Here is a 17,995-nt window from a genome sequence, read left to right on the forward strand (position 1 = left end):
GTAGCGGATCTAATATCAGCTATCTATCCATTTATTTTTAATCTCAAGCACTTTGTCTAAGTTGTCGGTAAATAACCGCACTAACTCAGGATCGAAATGCACCCCGCTCTGCTCATGGATATAGTCCATGGTCTTATCAACTGACCAAGCCTCTTTATAGGGACGTTTGCTGGTAAGCGCATCAAACACATCGGCGAGGGCGACTATGCGTCCCTCTAATGGAATGGCTTCGCCTTTCAATCCATTAGGATAACCTGTGCCGTTCCATTTCTCGTGATGAGTCAGCGCGACGGATTTAGCTAACCGTAGCAGCTCGGAATCCGCCTCACCGATAATTTCGGCACCAATATGAGGATGGGTTTTCATAATGGCGAACTCTTCATCGGTCAACTTACCCGGTTTGAGCATAATGCTGTCGGGAATACCGATTTTACCTATGTCGTGCATGGGTGCCGCGTGCAATAAATCATCCGCCTGCGCCTCACTCAGGCCGTAGGCCAAGGCCAAAATTTTAGAATAATGGCTCATGCGCAGCACATGGGTGCCAGTTTCATTATCTTTATATTCGGCGGCGCGACCTAAACGTTGGATCACTTGCAAGCGAGTGCGGCGCAATTCATCGGCCTGCACTAAGGATAAATGGGTTTTCACCCGCGCTTTGACTACGGTGGCCGAAATCGGCTTCACAATATAATCTACCCCACCCACGGCAAAGCCCGCCGCTTCATCATGCTCATCATTCAAAGCGGTAACAAAAATCACCGGGATCGATTGGGTCTCAGGGATATTTTTCAGCAACTGACAGACTTCTAGCCCCGTCATATTGGGCATCATAATATCGAGTAGGATCAGCGATGGCAGCTCAGTTTGCGCGAGGCGCAGGGCCTCTTCGCCACTTTTGGCAAAGATAAGATGGTAATCCTGATGTAAAACTTGCTTGAGCACCCGTAAGTTAACGGGCTCATCATCCACCAACAATAAGGTTTTCTTATGTTCAGATGTAGACTGCATTGCTACTCCTTATTCGCGGTGATAGAACGCCGTAACTCGGTCAATTCGTTATGTGCAATATCAAAATCAAAGTTGTCTAAGGCTTCGGTAATCATGGCCACATGAAGGCGCAGATGCTCATCAATACGAGCCGTGAGCGCTTCAAGATCAGACTCTTCAAAACTATGGTGCGCAATCGATGCCAGCAAGGCATCAATATGCGTTAACAATTGTGCGGGATCGCCAGTCTTCGCATGGATGGCAACGGATACGCTGGCCGCAGGCACTGTAGTGCCCTCGATATAATCCCCAATCTCGACGAGAGAGTCGCTAATCTGAGCAACTATGGCCTCCATGGCTTCACGTGAGGGTGACTCAGCTTGCGCCAACTGCTCTAACTGGCCAAAGTGCGCCATCCATTGCAGCAGACCCAGATTACCGCTAACCCCTTTCAAACTATGGCTTAAGAGTTTAATTGTTGCCGTATCTTGCTCACTCATTGCCTGTTGCAACGCTTGGCTTTTCTCTGGCCATTGGGCAATAAACTTCATCAATTCTTTGATAAATAGGGGTTTAGAACCCCACAATTTCACGCCCTTGGCTTCATCGACTAATAGCGAGCTAACTGGCGGCAAAGATTCAAACTCGGCTTGAGGCGGATTAAGTTGCAACACTCTGGCAATTTCCCGCGTCAGCAGCGCAAAATCGATGGGCTTATTGGCAAAGCCATCCATACCAGCCTGCTCGGCGGCGCTCTTGTCTTGCTCGAGCACACTCGCGGTTAACGCAATGATTGGCATATGGGGTAATTGAGATGCGGCCTCTTGCTCACGGCGCATCTTCGCCGCCGTTAATCCATCCATTACCGGCATTTGCAGGTCCATCAAGGTGATATCGATGTCGGCTTTTTGCATCCGCAGCAGCGCCTGTTCACCATCGCGGGCAGTGATCACTTTATGCCCCTGACGGGTTAACCATACGGACAGGAGATCGATATTCTGTTGAATATCATCGACAACGAGTAGCGTCAGTGGCGGTAATGTTCCATTGTCGGTGCGCTGGTTCGATAGCGGCTCTGAACTAGGTTGTAAGGGAATGGTAAAGCGGAATGTACTGCCTTGACCTAAGGTACTTTCGGCGGAGAGCTCTCCGCCCATCAGTTCGACCAACTGCTTACTGATAGTCGTCCCAAGCCCTGTGCCACCGTATTTGCGGCTCATGGAGGCATCGGCTTGGGCAAACGCTTCAAATACCCGATTAAGCTGCTCAGGCGACATACCAATTCCAGTATCGATAATCTCGAAGGTGACTTTGGTCGTGTCTTGGGTCGTGTCTTGTGGGAAGACTCTGACCGTCACCGTCCCCTCGCAGGTAAATTTAACCGCATTGCCAATCAAATTGATCAGCACTTGGCGGATACGCTCCGGCGAGCCGATAAAGTTTGCCGCCATCGTCGGAGCTACATCGACCTCGAGGGATAAACGCTGCTTCTTCGCCTGCAACCACAAGGTTGAAATCACAGTATCGATTTCATCGGTTAAGCAAAATACTCGACTTTCTAACTCTAGTTTGCCCTTGTCGAGCTTGGCGCTATCGAGCACATCGTTGAGTAGGTGCAGCAAGGATTTGGCGGAGCGATTGATGGTAGAGAGCTGTTTTTGCTGCTCAATATCTAATACCGACTCCAACAGAATATCGCTAAAGCCGATAATGGCATTCATTGGCGTGCGGATCTCGTGGCTCATATTGGCCAAGAACGCCGCGCGTGCCGCTGCCGCCTGCTCGGCATTATTCTTTGCCGTCACTAAGTCCTGCTCCATCTCCTTACGCTCAGTGATATCCATCAGGAAGCCGTCAATCCACACCTCTTTGCTGGTTTCATCGAGGATGTAATTGCCGTGCTCGAACAGCCAACGTACCCCGCCATCTGCGCGGATAATGCGGTATTCCATCGAAAAGGTCGGTGGCTGCGCTTGGGCGTAAATGGTTTCAATATCATCCGGATGATAGAGATCCGAGAAGAAACGTTTCGGATGGGGAAGTTCGAAGTCTTCGGCGGGATAGCCAGTGATGTTCTGCACCGCGTCGCTGATAAATACCATGGGCCAGCCCTCGGTGCTTTTACAGCGATAGGCAATGCCTGGGATATTGGTGATCAGCGAGCGAAACTTGGCCTCATTATTTTTAAGCTCTTGTTCCATCTCATTGCGTTGGCTGAGATCGGAGATGAAGCCGACAAAATAATGGGCTTTGCCCTGCATCACATGGCCGATACTCAGGCGCACCGGGACTAAATGACCCGCCTTATGTTGCGCTTCGACCTCTCGCCCCGTGCCAATAATCTGCGCTTCGCGGGTCTTAGCATACCTAGCTAAATAGCCATCGTGGTGCGACCGAATCGCCTCTGGGACGATTTTTTTCACATTCGCCCCAAGCAGTTCGGCAGGCGACCAACCTAAAATAGTGGTCACCGCCTTGTTCACATTCACTATGATACCTTGGCCATCGATAGTGATAATGCCATCGACGGCGGTATTCATCATAGCGCGCATGCGGTCTTCATTGGATTTTGCGAGTAAAGACAGGTCTTTATACTTAAAGATCACATTCACAATCAGCACTAAGCAGATAATTGCAGTGGTGATCACCGAAACGCCGAGCGCAAGATAAAATGAGATTTCCGAGGTCTGCTGGCTCAGTTCCAAACCTTCGGGTCTAACAAAACGCGCCGCCGCCATGCCAGTGTAATGCATGCCCGAAATCGCTAATCCCATGACGATACTGGCGATAAAATTACTCGTAATGGTGCTCATATTGGAGGAAATAAGCTGATTCAACCCAGTACGAACCCACAGCGCAATAATGGCTAATAGCACGGCGACCACAATCGACAGGGCAAAAATCCATGGGTCGTAACGCAGCAATGGCGCCATCTCCATGGCCGCCATTCCCACATAATGCATAGTGCCAATTCCGGCACCCACTAAGGTGCCGCTCAGCAAGACTTGAGAAAACTGAAAACTCGGTTTAGACAGCAGGTTAAGCGCCACCCATGAGGCACCTATGCTGGGCAATAAGGATAGCGCAGTGAGGCCAAAGTCATAGCTCACGGGCGAACATAAATCGAAGGCCAACATACCGATAAAATGCATCGACCAGACACCGCCACCAAGGACTAAACTTCCTGTCAGTAGCATGATCTGCTGGCGTGCTCTCGATTGGCTCTGCGCCGCTTGAGTCGTCACCTGAAAGGCCATAAAGGCTGCAAAAATCGCAATCAGAATGGATATAGTGACTAACAGGGGATTGTAGTAGACATTCAGCAATAGGCTGTCGTGGGAAAAAATAAAAAACTGCGATAACCAATCAAAAGCCATATGTTCCAAGCCCATGTTTTAGAAACGTAAAACCTAATCGTAACCAACATTTTGTACGCTAATCCAAGCAGGGCTAACACTTGGGTACTATGGGATGACGCTCATCAACCATCAGCACAATTTATTGTTAAGACTCCAGCTAACATCCCATCAATCCTTCGAACTCTCTCAACAAAAGCCAATATTTTTACAATATTCTCTTTATCTTATACATCTTTTGCAAAATGTCTGCCTTCAAATGCAATCGAGTACGGTAAAATCCACTCCCAACGGCAACTGTTAACGGCCTTGAAGTAGACAGACCCGTACTGCATCGGCCAAACCGCGTAAAAGTAAAGCCACTTCCGATTAAATTATTTAAGTTAACGGTTATAACCTTTATAATGCTTGGCTATTATTCGTCGAGACGCCGCGCATGCAATTTGAAGATTTTCAGCTTGACCCTAGCTTATTAGAGTCACTTAAAGCCATGGGGCACCTGTCGCCCACCACCATCCAGCAAGAAACCCTGCCCCATGCCCTCGAGCAGCGGGATATTTTGGCGCGCGCCCCGACGGGTACAGGTAAAACCGCCAGCTTCTTATTGCCAGCACTGCAACACTTAATCGACTTTCCCCGTCGCTATTCTGGCCATGCACGAATTTTGATCCTGACCCCAACCCGCGAGTTAGCCAGCCAAATTCACCGCTATGCCTGCCACTTAGCCACAGGCCAAGGGCTGAATATCGCCATCATCACAGGCGGTGTGCCCTATGGCCCGCAGGAAGAAGCCCTAAAAGACAATATCGATATTCTGGTCGCGACGCCTGGCCGTCTGATGGAATATTTAGATAAAGGCAAATTCAGCGCGGAATCGGTCGACATATTGATCATCGACGAAGCCGACCGCATGCTCGATATGGGTTTCTCCGCCGTGGTGAAAGCCATTGCCCTCGAAGCCCAAGGTCGTAAGCAAAATATGCTGTTTTCGGCCACCCTCGAAGGCAGCGGCGTTATCCGTTTTGCCCGCGAAGTGCTTAACGATCCTATCGAAATCGATGTCGACGCACCGCGTAAAGAGAAGGCCAAGATCCACCAATGGATCCACCTTGCCGACGATAAAGAACATAAGATTGCTCTGCTGTGCTATCTGCTCAAGCAGGAAGACGTTAAACGCGCCATCGTATTCGTGAAGACTCGCGATGTGGTTTCTAGCCTCGAAGGCCAACTGCTTAAAGCTGGTATTCCCTGCGCCTTTATGCGTGGCGACATGGAACAGAAGAAACGCTTCCAAGCTTTAAGCCGCTTTACCAAAGGTGAAGTGAATGTGTTACTCGCGACCGATGTGGCCGCCCGTGGTATCGATATCGACGATATCAGCCATGTGATTAACTTCGACATGCCACGTTCTGCCGATAGTTACATTCACCGTATTGGTCGTACTGGCCGCGCGGGTGCAAAAGGAACGGCAATTTCATTGGCCGAAGCCCACGATATGCGGATTGTCGGTAAGATTGAGCGTTATATCGAGCAGCCGCTTAAACGCCGCATCATTGAGGAACTGCGTCCTAAACATAAAGAGGCGCGCGTGCCGACCAAGAAAAAGGCCAAAGTAAAAGCCAAGGAAGCCGCGAAGCGAACCAGCAAAAAAGAAGCAGCTAAAAAGGCCAGTAAAATTGCACGTAAGAAGCAATAATACAGGTACGAGAAAAGCCGCATAATGCGGCTTTTTTTATGGGCGGATGGCACAACGCCCTTGTGACTATGATGGAACTCACAACCTCCAAGCCTCTCTAATCACAACAAATTAAGGTGGTAACTCGGGAAGTCACCAAACTCGATAAGCCCTACGCCATTCGATATCACCTTTAGACACATTTTATTTACAAAAATAAATTTATTGCGCTGCCTGACTCTGATATTTTAGGCGCATTAAGCGATTTAGCACGGATGTAACAATCATATGATGAAAACTTTACTCAGGAGATTATCTCCTCTGTTTATACTGCTGTTATTTGTTGTTGGCGCAATAGCACTGATGTCAACCAAGGAAGCCCCCGAACAAAAGCCCGAAGAAATGCCCGTGCCTATCGTGGATGTGACTCAGGTTGAGCAGCAAACAGTATCGCTTAATCTTCCTTCCTACGGCGTGGTTACCCCTAAATATAAGACGCAACTGGTCACCGAAGTCCAAGGGCGGATGCTGAGCATTTCCCCGCAATTTGTGGCCGGTGGCATAGTGAAGAAAGGCGACCAATTAGCCCAAATCGAACCTTCGGATTACGAAGCCGATTTAATGCAAGCCGAAGCCACCTTGGCTCAGGCAACTGCGGCACTGAATGAAGAAATCGCCCGTGGCGAAGTCGCTAAAATCGAATTTAAAGGTTACGACAAAGGCTTACCGCCAGAGCTGGGGTTACGTATTCCACAGCTGAAAAAAGAGCAAGCCAACGTGAAATATGCGCAAGCCGCCCTCGCGCGTGCGCAGCGTAATTTAGAGCGTACAGTCATTCGCGCCCCCTTCGATGGCATTATCAAAGCAAGAAATGTCGATTTAGGTCAGTACGTTACATTAGGCACTAACCTAGGCGAGCTATACGACACTAGCATTGCCGAAATTCGTCTGCCTATCTCTAACGATGATTTAGCCTATCTAGAATCCGTCGATCACCCCGATACCCAAGTCACCTTAAGCGCCTCTTTGGCGGGTAAGGAAAACACTTGGATGGGTAATATTATTCGTAGCGAAGGCGTGATTGATGCCGATAACCGCATGGTTTACCTCGTGGCAGAGATTAAAGACCCTTACCTGCGTGAGCACAAAACCCAAGGCAGTTTACCGCTGAAATACGGCAGCTTTGTCAACGCCGTAATTAAGGGGCGCACCGTCGATGGCATAGTCAAATTGCCTCGCCACGTGGTGCGTAATGAGCATGTTGCCTTGGTTAACGAGCAAAATATTGTCGAGATGCGCCATGTGAATGTGGTGCGTAGCGATCTTGAAAATGTGTTTATCAAGGACAGTTTAAAAACCGGTGAGCGCGTTGCCATCACTCACTTTAGCAATATGGCGAATGGCCAGTTGGTCAAAATCATAGGTGAAGATACCAAGCCAGTGCAGACACCCACACCTAAGGAAGATGCTCCTGAGTCGAGTCTTGCGGCCGCTGGAGTAAACTAATGGATACACAAAAAGGGATCTTAGCCTGGTTTGCCCGCAATAGCGTGGCGGCCAATCTGTTAATGTGGGCGCTGCTGATTGGCGGTCTATTTAGCACAGTGTTGATTAATAAAGAGGTCTTCCCCTCTTTTAACCTTAACTTATTGAGCATTACCGTTGCTTATCCCGGCGCTGCGCCGCAGGAAATCGAAGAAGGCATCAACATTAAGATTGAAGAAGCCATCCAAGATATCAACGGCATTAAAAAAGTTACCTCGGTTGCCAGTGAAGGGGTCGGCGCCATCACGGTCGAAGTCGAAGATGACTACGACGTGCAAACCGTACTCGACGAAGCCAAGTTGCGATTGGACGCCATTTCCACCTTCCCGGTGAACATCGAAAAACCGCAAATCTTTAAAATCGAACCCGAAAACAACGTGATTTGGGTGTCGGTCTACGGTGATATGTCGCTGCACGATATGAAGGAACTGGCCAAATCGGTACGTGATGATTTGACCCAACTCCCTTCTGTGACCCGTGCGAAAGTCACAGGGGTGCGCGACTATGAAATCGGTATCGAAGTCTCGGAAGATAAACTGCGGGAATACGGCTTAACCTTCTCGCAAGTCGCCTTGGCGGTGCAAAACTCCTCTATCGACTTGCCGGGCGGTTCGATCCGCGCCGAAGATGGCGACATTCTGCTGCGTACTAAAGGCCAAGCCTATACCGGTGATGATTTTGCCAATATTGTCGTCACCACGCGCACCGATGGTAGCCGGGTGATGTTGCCCCAAGTGGCAACCATTAAGGATGATTTTGAAGAACGTTTAGAGTACACCCGCTTCAACGGCAAGCCTGCAGCGATTATCGAAGTGACCAGCGTGAACGATCAAAACGCCCTCGACATTGCTCAACAGGTTAAAGACTACGTCGAGAAACGCCGTGCCACCTTGCCAGCCAATGCACAATTAGACACTTGGGGAGACTTAACCCACTACCTCAAGGGCCGCTTAAACATGATGATGTCGAACATGTTTTACGGTGCCCTATTAGTGTTTGTGATTTTAGCCCTGTTCCTCGACCTCAAACTCGCCTTCTGGGTGATGATGGGATTACCCGTGTGTTTCCTCGGCACTATGCTGATCATGCCGTTGGAACCTTTCTCCATGACGATCAACATGCTGACATTGTTCGCCTTTATTCTCGTCTTGGGGATAGTGGTCGACGATGCAATTGTGATAGGTGAAAGCGCCTACAGCGAGGTCGAACGGCACGGACACTCGATTGATAACGTGATCCGCGGTGCGCAAAAAGTGGCTATGCCCGCCACCTTCGGGGTGTTAACCACCATCGCCGCCTTTATCCCTATGTTGATGGTCTCTGGCCCCATGGGGATTATTTGGAAATCCATCGGCATGGTGGTCATCATGTGTCTGGCATTTTCACTGGTGGAATCTAAATTTATCCTGCCAGCGCACTTAGCCCACATGAAGTTTAGAAAACCGGGGGAACCCACGGGTTTCTTTGGTCGCTTCAAGGACAGATTTAACAATCGCGTTCAGCACTTTATTCACCACAGCTACCGCAACTTTCTCGAGCGCTGTATCCAACATCGCTACAACGTAGTCGCGGCCTTTATCGGTGTGCTGATTTTATCCATAGCCTTAGTCGCCAGCGGCAAAGTGCGCTGGGTGTTCTTCCCCGATATTCCATCGGACTTTATCCAAGTACAGCTAGAGATGGATGAAGGCAGCTCAGAGCAAAACACCCTCAAGGTGGTACAGGATATTGAAGAAGCCCTGTACAAGATGAACGCCAAAATGGAGAAGGACAACGGCAGCGAAGTGGTGAAGCACAGCTTTATCAACATGAGCTCGCGCACCTCCGCCTTTATCTTTGCCGAACTCACCAAAGGTGAAGACCGGGATGTGGATGGCGAGACGATTGCCGCCGCGTGGCGCGAACAATTACCCGAGTTACTGTCGGTGAAAAAGCTCGATTTCAACGCCAGCGGTAACGGCGGAGGCGGTGGTGACATCTCCTTTAGATTGACTTCGAGCGATCTCGAAGAGTTATCCGCAGCCGCCCGTGAGCTTAAGCAAAAGCTCGCCACCTACGAAGGCGTGTACGACATTGCCGATAACTTCTCCTCGGGTAGCCATGAGATCCGTTTAAAGATCCGCCCCGAGGCCGAAGCGCTGGGTTTAACCTTGTCAGATTTAGCACGCCAAGTCCGTTATGGTTTCTATGGTTATGAAGCACAACGTATTTTGCGTAATAAAGAAGAAATCAAAGTCATGGTGCGCTACCCCTTAGAGCAGCGCCGTACCGTTGGCTACCTCGAGAATATGTTGATCCGCACGCCGCAGGGCAAGTCGGTGCCTTTCTCAACCGTTGCTGAAGTCGAAAAAGGCGAATCCTACGCCTCAATCACCCGTGTCGATGGCAAGCGAGCAATTACCATTATTGCCAATGCCAACAAACACAAGGTGGAGCCTTCCAAGGTTGTGAATGAGATCCAACAGGATTTCCTACCGCAGTTACAGGCCAAGTATCCGAAAATCCAAACCACCCTCGATGGCGGCAGTTTGGATGAGCAGAATGCCATGGTCGGTCTAATGCAGGGCTTCTTCTTTGCGCTGTTTACCATTTATGCCTTAATGGCGGTGCCGCTCAAGTCTTACAGCCAGCCGCTGATCATTATGTCAGTCATCCCCTTCGGGATTATCGGTGCCCTGTTTGGACATTTGATCCAAGGCCTTGCCATGAGCGTCTTGAGTCTCTGTGGTATCGTCGCGCTCGCAGGGGTAGTGGTAAACGACTCCTTGATTCTGGTGGACTTTGTTAACCGGGCGCGGGAGCAAGGGCAATCGGTCAGACAAGCGGCGGTAGATTCTGGCTGCTATCGTTTCAGGGCAATTATCTTGACCTCGTTAACCACCTTCGTCGGTCTTGTGCCTATCATTCTTGAACGCAGCTTACAGGCGCAGATTGTGATCCCTATGGCGACCTCCCTCGCCTTCGGTATCCTGTTCTCGACTGTGGTGACCCTAATTTTGGTGCCTTTGCTGTACATCATTCTCGATGATGTTAAACGTACCTCTAGCCGTTTTTACCACTGGTGGTGGCGTCCAAAAACATCGCAGGAAAGGCATTTACCGACCAATGAGAGTCACAAGGTATCCTTAGATGCCTTTAATGCACCTGACTATAAACAGGATTAGTGGTCGTACAGTCATCATCCTAACCCCATAAAAAAGAGAGCCTAGGCTCTCTTTTTTATCTCTAGCCTGCCCTGACGAGTAAAGCGTTGTGCGATCTAGGTGGCAGTTATCAAGGATCGCATTCGTTACACTCAACCTAAGTGACCGCCAAGATGCCAATAAAGTCGATAGTATGAAAACAGATCGGATGCCAAACTCACATTCTGCTTCAATCCACCCTGCACCACTCAAAGCCACTGAAACCTTAGCCAATGGCAACACAACGGCGGAAGTGTGCACCAATGAAACCTGCGCCAACGAAACCTTAGTCTATGATATTCGCAGGAGTCGTTACCTGAATATCACCGGCCGTTGCACCCTACGCTGCGCCTTCTGCCCGAAACATAATGGCAGTAAACAAATTCACGAGTATCAATTGGCATTGACCCACCAGCCCAAGCCAGAGGAAATCATCCCGCTGTTAGGCAAGGTGGAAGACTTTGAGGAATATGTGTTCTGCGGTTACGGCGAACCGACGATGAATCTGCCGACCCTGCTGGCCGTTGCCAAGGAAATCAAACGCCTTGGCGGCCGTGTGCGGGTCAATACCGATGGGTTAGGCAACCTAGTTCACAGGCGCAACATTCTGCCCGAGTTAGCGGAGTGCGTGGATGGATTATCCATTTCCCTCAACGCCGACAATGAGGCCGCCTATAACCAACATTGCCGTCCAAAACTTGCGGGCTCCTACGCCGCAGTGAACGCCTTTATCGCCCTCGCCCCTCATTATATAGAGCGGGTACAAGTCTCGGCGATTGAGGGACTTGAAGGGGTCGACATCGATCTTTGCCGCGAACAAGTACTCGCCTCGGGCTGCGAGTTTAAGCACAGAGTGCTGGGCGCGCTCGGTTAATTGATCCGCAGAATAGCTGTTGGGTTGATGCATTGCTCGGGATAACAGAGTCGCCGAGCAACTTGCCACTGTCGTAACATTTCATTCGTGTTAACATAGCCTAATTAACAGTTAATCAACCCCAAATCGGCCCATGCTGAAAAAGAACCCTAGCCTACACCCACTCGCGCCATTACTTTCATTGACCCAAGGGCTGCATTGGTCTCACCAACGCCTGTTGGCTGTCGCGAGCCAGTTATCGATGCTGGTGATAGGTATGATTATTTTAACCAACTTAATCATTACCTTAGGTGAACGCCGGTTACAAGAAGAATGGGCAACCCAAAGATACAGTGAATTACAAACCATAGGCACGCTGATCACGGATAAGGTCACCTTTCAGCAGTTTCGCACTCAGCTATTTGCCAAAGACGAATTACTCAAGCAGTACCTCAAAAATCCAACGGCCTCGTCTCAGCAGAAATTGCAGGAAAGTTGGCAGGAGCTAGTGCAGCATATTCCCGAACTGCTCGGCATTGCCCTGTTCGATCCCCAAGGTAATTATAAGTTTGCAACACCTTTAAACTTTAGTCAGGACGCGCTGCCCGCCGCTCTGTTAGGTTCGAGCCGCAACTTAGGTGGCAAAGAAGTCTTTACCTCGCCCTTAGAGTTTGTGCCCCTCAATGGCATGCTCGAACCCTACATGTATCAAATGACTTGGCTTGAGAAACCCGATCAAAGCTCGCTAGGTTACTTGATTACCTACAACTCGATTGTGCAGATGCTAGAGGCGATAAAGCCTGCATTTTCAAGCAATAAATCACCGATGTTAGTGCTAGATACCCAAGGCTTACTCTATGCGGGTGTGAGTGAACTGGCGCCCCTAACCCATATTCCCGATACCTTAGGTGCCAGTTTGCGCCAGAGTTATCCGGCGCTATGGCGGGAAATGTCGATGAGCAACTTTGGCCAATTCCATGGTGAAGATGCCACCTTCGTGTACCTCAAAGTCGAGTTAACCAATCAGCCCGAACTGCGCCGTGAGTATTTTTTACTCTCTTATATTCGTAATGCTGATATCGCCTCCAAGTTTTCCCAATGGCAAAACATCGTTATCATCGCCGCGTTAATCCTGACCTTACTCGCCGCTTGGGTGATCTTACTCAGCCATATGTATCGCCTGCAGTATCGCTCGCGCCAATACAGTATCGATGTGGCCAATGCACTATTTAACAATGATATCGGCTTTATTCTCGCCAATGAGCAGGCACGGATTATCAGTGCCAACCCCAAGGCGGCCGAAGCGACTCAAGTGCCACAGGATGAACTCACAGATCGTAGTCTGCAACGTGCGCTGAATCTCGACGACCTGACCCACGCACAAATGCTCGACCAAGTGCATAGACAGGGTGAATGGCAAGGCAAGCTGTCGCTAGATAATGACAAGGGCTCAAGACTTAGCGTGTGTGTACGCCAAGCGCCGAGATTAGGGCGCGGCTTACCGCATCTGTTAGTCTCCCTTGAAGATATTAGCGCCATGATCGATTGCCAGAATCAAGCCTTCTTAAGCGACTTACTCTGCGATACGACTGTGGCCACAGCGCTGACAGATGCCAATGGTAAGCTGATAAAAATCAATCCGGTATTCGATCAGCTGATGCAGCTTAATGGCGATTTGAATCATGATTTAGCCTCACTGCTCGCCAACGACCTAGGTAACCAGTGGCAGCGGATCACTGCCCAAATCAGCATGCAAGGTCAATGGCAAGGGCAGATCCTCTGCTCGCCCAATCTGCGCCATTCAAATTGTTTACAGGCCACCTTAAAGGGCCATGTGGCCGCCGACGGTGAGATTGATTATATCATCTGTACCTTAGAGCAAGCCGCCGATAGTCTAAGGGGCGCAGAGCCGCGCAGCTTTGTGCCGCACCGCAGCACCATTTTGCAGCATCTTGCCGATTTAGAACGCTATTTTGCATCGCTTTCCCCCCAAAGCCGCAACCACTCAAGCCTGCTAGTGATGGATATCAACCCCGAGGGTTTACTCAGCCATATGAGTGATATCGACCAACTCGAGACACGTCAGCAGGAAGTGGAAGTGCAGCTCTTGCTCGAAATCCCTACCCATTACCAAATCCTTCACTGGCAACTCGGTAAACTGTTGTTGTTACTGCCAGATACCGATGCCACGGCGGCGCATCACTTCGCCCTCAATACCATAGAAAAGCTCAACAGCAATGGCTTAGGTGAAGGGATTAGCATTGGGATTGCCAGCTATCAGGAAGGACAAAGCCTAGAGCAATACCTCAGTAATGCCGAGGTGGCGCTCAAACGGGCGAAGCAGAATAACGATCAGAATATCGGCCAGGCCTTTACTCGTCAGCCTTAGCGGGCGGATTAAAGGAATCGGGTAACTTACTTTGGGTGATCTCGATAATGGCCGAGCGGTTCATGGTGATTTTGTAGCGCGCGTATTCAGGCTCTTCGCGGCCGTCCCGCAGCACTAAAATCAGATTCACTTGGTAACGACGCTCGACCGACTCATGGCTGATCTTGCCCTCAAGTTCCTTATAAATCTTGGCCTTGCCCCGCTCTAAGTAGCGGGCAAAGGGCACAAAACTGAAGTTCACTTGCTCTTGTATGGTCGAATATCCCGCCTGAAACTCGCCATGATTTACCCGAGTGGCAATCTTATAATGCAGGACTTCGGCATCGACCTTATTCTGGCTATGCCGTTGTTTTAGGATTTCGTTAACCTTCTCAGGCAAATCCTGCTGCCGCATAAATTCGAGCCAGACTAATTGCTTAGCGATCACCGACTGACTGGTGGTATCCCTTAAGATACGGCTCCAACGCGGCCGACCACGCTGAATAAAGCGCCAGAGGGCATTACGCACATCGTCCTTAAAGATTTCACGAAATCCGTAAATCACCGCCAGCGTCAGCACTAGCGCTATGGTAAAGCCGCTAAAGACGCCCTGCGCTTCGATAATCAGCGCCGATACCACCAACATCACCAATGCGGTCGCCAGCCCAGTCGTAAACTTCTTAAGGCCAATGCCTAAGGGTTTTAACTCTTCTTTGAGTACCACACCTTGCTGAATTAAGCGCCGCAATAACAGCATTTTATTCGAAATTCGGTTGGGATCTTGCTTAGTCTGCGCCGAGTTATAGTTGTTGGCATCGCGATAAGCACATTCGGTGCGGCACAGGGTCAAGACTCGTTCTTGGATGTCGGCAAAATCGCTGGTGCGGGTAGCATGGGCAAGTACTTTTAGCAGTTGCTGCTCGCAGAACCAGGAAAGATAGTTATCGGCATTCTCGAAATAGGATTTCCATTTAGGATCGCCCGGCTCATTACGGCGAAACTTTTTCAGCAGTTGCGTCACCTGCTCGCACAGCTCATCGAGCGCCAGATAGAAGTGTTCCACATCGGCGATTCGATTGAGTTCTTTGACATCGTTTTCCACCGCGACGGCAAACTGGTAGGCAAACAGGTTTAAGTACAACCGGAATTCTTCCACAGTACGGCGGTTCATACTGGCGAAACGCCCTTGCACCAGTGGCAAGTGCAGCCCTTCGGAGTAGTAAGAGCGGCGTCCCACAATCGCGCTGTGGTAATACTCTTCTTCGTTTAAAGTGTGCGCGCCTATGCCCATTTCCTTTGGTAAAAAGAAATAGAGATCGAGCTGACGATTATCGCCCTTTTCCATCTGATGGCTGAACTTAATCGACAGGGATTCTTCTTGTTTGACACGTATCTTAAACACAACAACCTTATGATTGAGATGGAAGAGTCGGCATTAACACCATGGAAAATATAATCTAAACCGAAAGCGCAGCAAATTCACTGATTAAATTCGGCTATTAACGATTCGACAGCCACAAACAGTGTTACTCGGTTGAAACAAGACAACGGCATAGTCTTGATTCGTGTCGCTATCGAGCACCTCTATGCTGAGATTGTGTCGACCAGATTCACTAAAATGCAGGCTGCTGATGTAGGAAAGGTATTTCATATGTTCGGGCCAAGACTTTTTATCTATATCTTCGGATTCCGTCTTGGTTTTAACTGAAACATTGTAGGTCATGCGGTTCAGCTCCATGCTCTTGACCTCACCCTGCATCAGAATCGCGCCCGCGCTTGAACCATCGAGGTTAAAATAACGGTAATTAATCTGCGCATTGCCCGCCGAGATTAAGACATCGACCAATAAGTAGAATTTACCTTCATCCACTTGTTGCGTATGGCGGTCGAAGAGTTCTGAGCTGCAATTTAAGATCACCGCCTTATTGGAGACAGATTGCAGGTAAATCACCCCGCAGGCGACGATTAGCGCCGAGAGTATAGTCAGATTTATCGTCCACTTGAGCCACTTAGCCACAGATCCCGACCTCCTGAAGCCAGTTTACATCGATAAATTCTTTCGGCCGCCTAAAGTCGCTGATCTTCAAGTTGCGGATCACCGATTGCCCGAGTTTATAACCCCGCATAGTAATGTTGAGCACCTGTTTATCGTGGGAGAGAGAGGAATACACTTCGGACCAATCACTATGACCACAGCGACTCAACCCTTGGCCTAAGCGGTCGCCTAACTCAAACAATAGGGTATTGTTGGTTTTCGAGTTGGCATACAAATGCAGCCGAATATGTTGACCCGAGGCTAGGGGCAAATCGGTGGAGAGCAAAGGCTGCGTCGGCACGCTGTGGTCGATGCGGCTAAGATAAAAACCTGAAATCGCGAGCATAAATCCAAAAACCAGCAACACACTCCACCAAGGTAAGGATTGCAGCCTAGGATAGCGCAAGCTTTTTAGCTTTTGCCCTTGGGTACAGTGCAGCAGATAGCCTTGACCCTTGACGGTTTCAATCAGCCCCTCATATTGGGGCCCGAGGAAAGAGCGGATCATAAAGACCGCCCGCGCTAACGAAGTGTCAGTCAGAGGAGGATGCGCCCCATCGCCAGTCTTCAGCTCATGCTTGGAGACCAGCTTGCCTTGATGTTCAACCAACAGGCTCAACACTTGCAACTCGGCACGGGGAAGGTGCCAAGATTCATCACGAGCCTGTTCGACGAGTAAGCCCCGCTCACGGTCAAACCAACAGCCCCCCACCTGCATAATTCAAACTCCAACCGATAAAATCATCGAATTAAGTCTATGCAAGCCTGCTAATGATTACTGTGATCCCGTTAACCCAAGGGGCTAAATAATTAATTTTCGTGAGCTTCCCCCGCAGGTAAATGAGCATAGAACAAAAATCTGCTTCAGCTCACAGCGATAAATGGTATTTGCAGCCCCCTAGCTTAGTGATAAATCCGCGTAAATTTACATAAATGCCACAAATAATGTGCGTTACCGCAAATTGAAATCGAGCAGAACCACAAAACCACCTAGCAAGCATCGGCTAAAACGATTGTTCTTCTCCCACCGCCAGCGATTTGGGGAGACCAAATATCCCCGGCCTCAAATCACACTATTTATTGCTGTAGTTTCTAGAATGATGTCATCAACCAATGGTTACTGATTGATAAATAAAAGCAATTAATAAAAGAGGATATTCATGATGAGCATTAATCGACGCCAAGCATTAACTCGCATTATCGGTATCAGCACGGCGGCTGCGGGCGCAACTTTAATGGGTACGTCAGCATTTGCGGCGACCAATGCCGACGGTCAATATCAATTAGCCCTCGGGGAAAAACTCAAATATGTGCCACTCGATGCCATGGCAACCGCAAAACTTGCCTACGAGACGGGTGGCGGCTGTATGCACCAAGTGTTTCATTCGGTTATCACTATGCTAGCGCAATCAAATAGTGCCGATGCCGACAAATTTAAAACCATTCCCACCGCCCTTGCGGGGTATGGTTTTGCTGGGGTCACAGGCCAAGGCACACTCTGTGGTAACCTCAACGCTATTGGTATGTTAGTCAACATCTTAGATGATATTAACGGCCAGAATAGCGCGGTTATCGCCAATACCTTCCGTTACTATGAAAACACCACCTTGCCACTATCGACCCCTGAGTTCGTTGCAGGTATCGGCTCGACAGCGGAAAAAACCGCCCTTGTAGGTAGCTCATCGAAAGCCATGAGTGTGCTGTGCCACTCCTCCATCAGTAATTGGTCACGGGCTTCTGGCCTGCCCTTCGCCAAGAAGGGTGAGCGCTGCTATCGCCTATCGGCTTCTATGGCCTATTACTTGGTTGAACTGCTAAACCGTGCCTATCAGGGCGAGAATATTGGCGCCCTCCCCGGCAGTAAACCCTCACTGGAAGCGCAGGATTGCCAAGTCTGCCACGGCAGCACCAGTACCTTAGGTTCGGCGGCAAGTGTTAAAACCGATATGGAATGCACCACGTGCCACACTGGCCACTTCAATTAAGGAGGC

11 protein-coding genes are annotated in these 17,995 nt (G+C 49.6%); 6 read left to right on the forward strand and 5 right to left on the reverse strand.

Going from position 1 to position 17,995, the window contains the following annotated elements; translation table 11 throughout:
* Positions 1 to 15: 15 nt before the first annotated feature.
* Together K0H59_RS16860 and K0H59_RS16865 are read right to left on the reverse strand one after the other, a co-directional pair.
* Positions 16 to 1,011: a two-component system response regulator gene (locus K0H59_RS16860; protein WP_220053779.1), complete on the reverse strand. Its 996-nt coding sequence runs from the start codon at positions 1,009 to 1,011 to the stop codon at positions 16 to 18.
* A gap of 2 nt (positions 1,012 to 1,013) precedes the next feature.
* Entirely contained in the window at positions 1,014 to 4,382 is a 3,369-nt protein-coding gene (locus K0H59_RS16865) for an MHYT domain-containing protein (RefSeq protein ID WP_220053780.1), read from the reverse strand.
* Positions 4,383 to 4,782: 400 nt separating this feature from the next.
* Between K0H59_RS16865 and srmB the strand changes: the two genes are divergently transcribed.
* The 5 genes from srmB to K0H59_RS16890 all read left to right on the forward strand — a co-directional run bounded on the left by srmB (position 4,783) and on the right by K0H59_RS16890 (position 13,990).
* On the forward strand, positions 4,783 to 6,042 hold the full coding sequence (srmB, locus tag K0H59_RS16870) for an ATP-dependent RNA helicase SrmB (RefSeq protein ID WP_011718139.1): 1,260 nt from the start codon (positions 4,783 to 4,785) through the stop codon (positions 6,040 to 6,042).
* A 267-nt stretch (positions 6,043 to 6,309) separates the two neighbouring features.
* Positions 6,310 to 7,527 (forward strand): efflux RND transporter periplasmic adaptor subunit, encoded by a 1,218-nt coding sequence (locus tag K0H59_RS16875; RefSeq protein ID WP_220053781.1) that lies wholly within the window; start codon positions 6,310 to 6,312, stop codon positions 7,525 to 7,527.
* The gene (locus K0H59_RS16880) at positions 7,527 to 10,730 is read left to right on the forward strand and encodes an efflux RND transporter permease subunit (RefSeq protein WP_220053782.1); all 3,204 of its coding nucleotides are present in this window, start codon (positions 7,527 to 7,529) and stop codon (positions 10,728 to 10,730) included. The genes K0H59_RS16875 and K0H59_RS16880 overlap by 1 nt, the downstream gene beginning before the upstream one ends.
* 187 nt (positions 10,731 to 10,917) lie before the next feature.
* Positions 10,918 to 11,622, forward strand: coding sequence for a TatD family nuclease-associated radical SAM protein (locus K0H59_RS16885; RefSeq protein ID WP_220055624.1), 705 nt, complete (start codon positions 10,918 to 10,920; stop codon positions 11,620 to 11,622).
* 133 nt (positions 11,623 to 11,755) lie between these two features.
* Positions 11,756 to 13,990, forward strand: a complete 2,235-nt coding sequence (locus tag K0H59_RS16890; protein WP_220053783.1) for a PAS domain-containing protein — start codon at positions 11,756 to 11,758, stop codon at positions 13,988 to 13,990.
* Here the strand turns inward: K0H59_RS16890 and K0H59_RS16895 are convergent.
* The 3 genes from K0H59_RS16895 to K0H59_RS16905 form a co-directional block, all read right to left on the reverse strand.
* Entirely contained in the window at positions 13,974 to 15,371 is a 1,398-nt protein-coding gene (locus tag K0H59_RS16895) for a hypothetical protein (protein WP_011718144.1), read from the reverse strand. The two genes, K0H59_RS16890 and K0H59_RS16895, sit on opposite strands and share 17 nt — an antisense overlap.
* Positions 15,372 to 15,455: 84 nt before the next feature.
* Positions 15,456 to 15,986 carry a hypothetical protein gene (locus K0H59_RS16900; RefSeq protein WP_011718145.1) on the reverse strand — a complete coding sequence of 177 codons (531 nt, stop codon included), beginning with the start codon at positions 15,984 to 15,986 and terminating at the stop codon, positions 15,456 to 15,458.
* Positions 15,979 to 16,722 (reverse strand): helix-turn-helix domain-containing protein, encoded by a 744-nt coding sequence (locus K0H59_RS16905; RefSeq protein WP_011718146.1) that lies wholly within the window; start codon positions 16,720 to 16,722, stop codon positions 15,979 to 15,981. The genes K0H59_RS16900 and K0H59_RS16905 overlap by 8 nt, the downstream gene beginning before the upstream one ends.
* A gap of 445 nt (positions 16,723 to 17,167) precedes the next feature.
* Between K0H59_RS16905 and K0H59_RS16910 the strand changes: the two genes are divergently transcribed.
* Complete coding sequence (locus K0H59_RS16910) at positions 17,168 to 17,989, forward strand: cytochrome C (RefSeq protein ID WP_164717971.1); 822 nt, start codon at positions 17,168 to 17,170, stop codon at positions 17,987 to 17,989.
* Positions 17,990 to 17,995: the final 6 nt, after the last annotated feature.

It is taken from the genome of Shewanella sp. FJAT-51649 (assembly GCF_019457435.1).
Classification (GTDB): domain Bacteria; phylum Pseudomonadota; class Gammaproteobacteria; order Enterobacterales; family Shewanellaceae; genus Shewanella; species Shewanella mangrovisoli.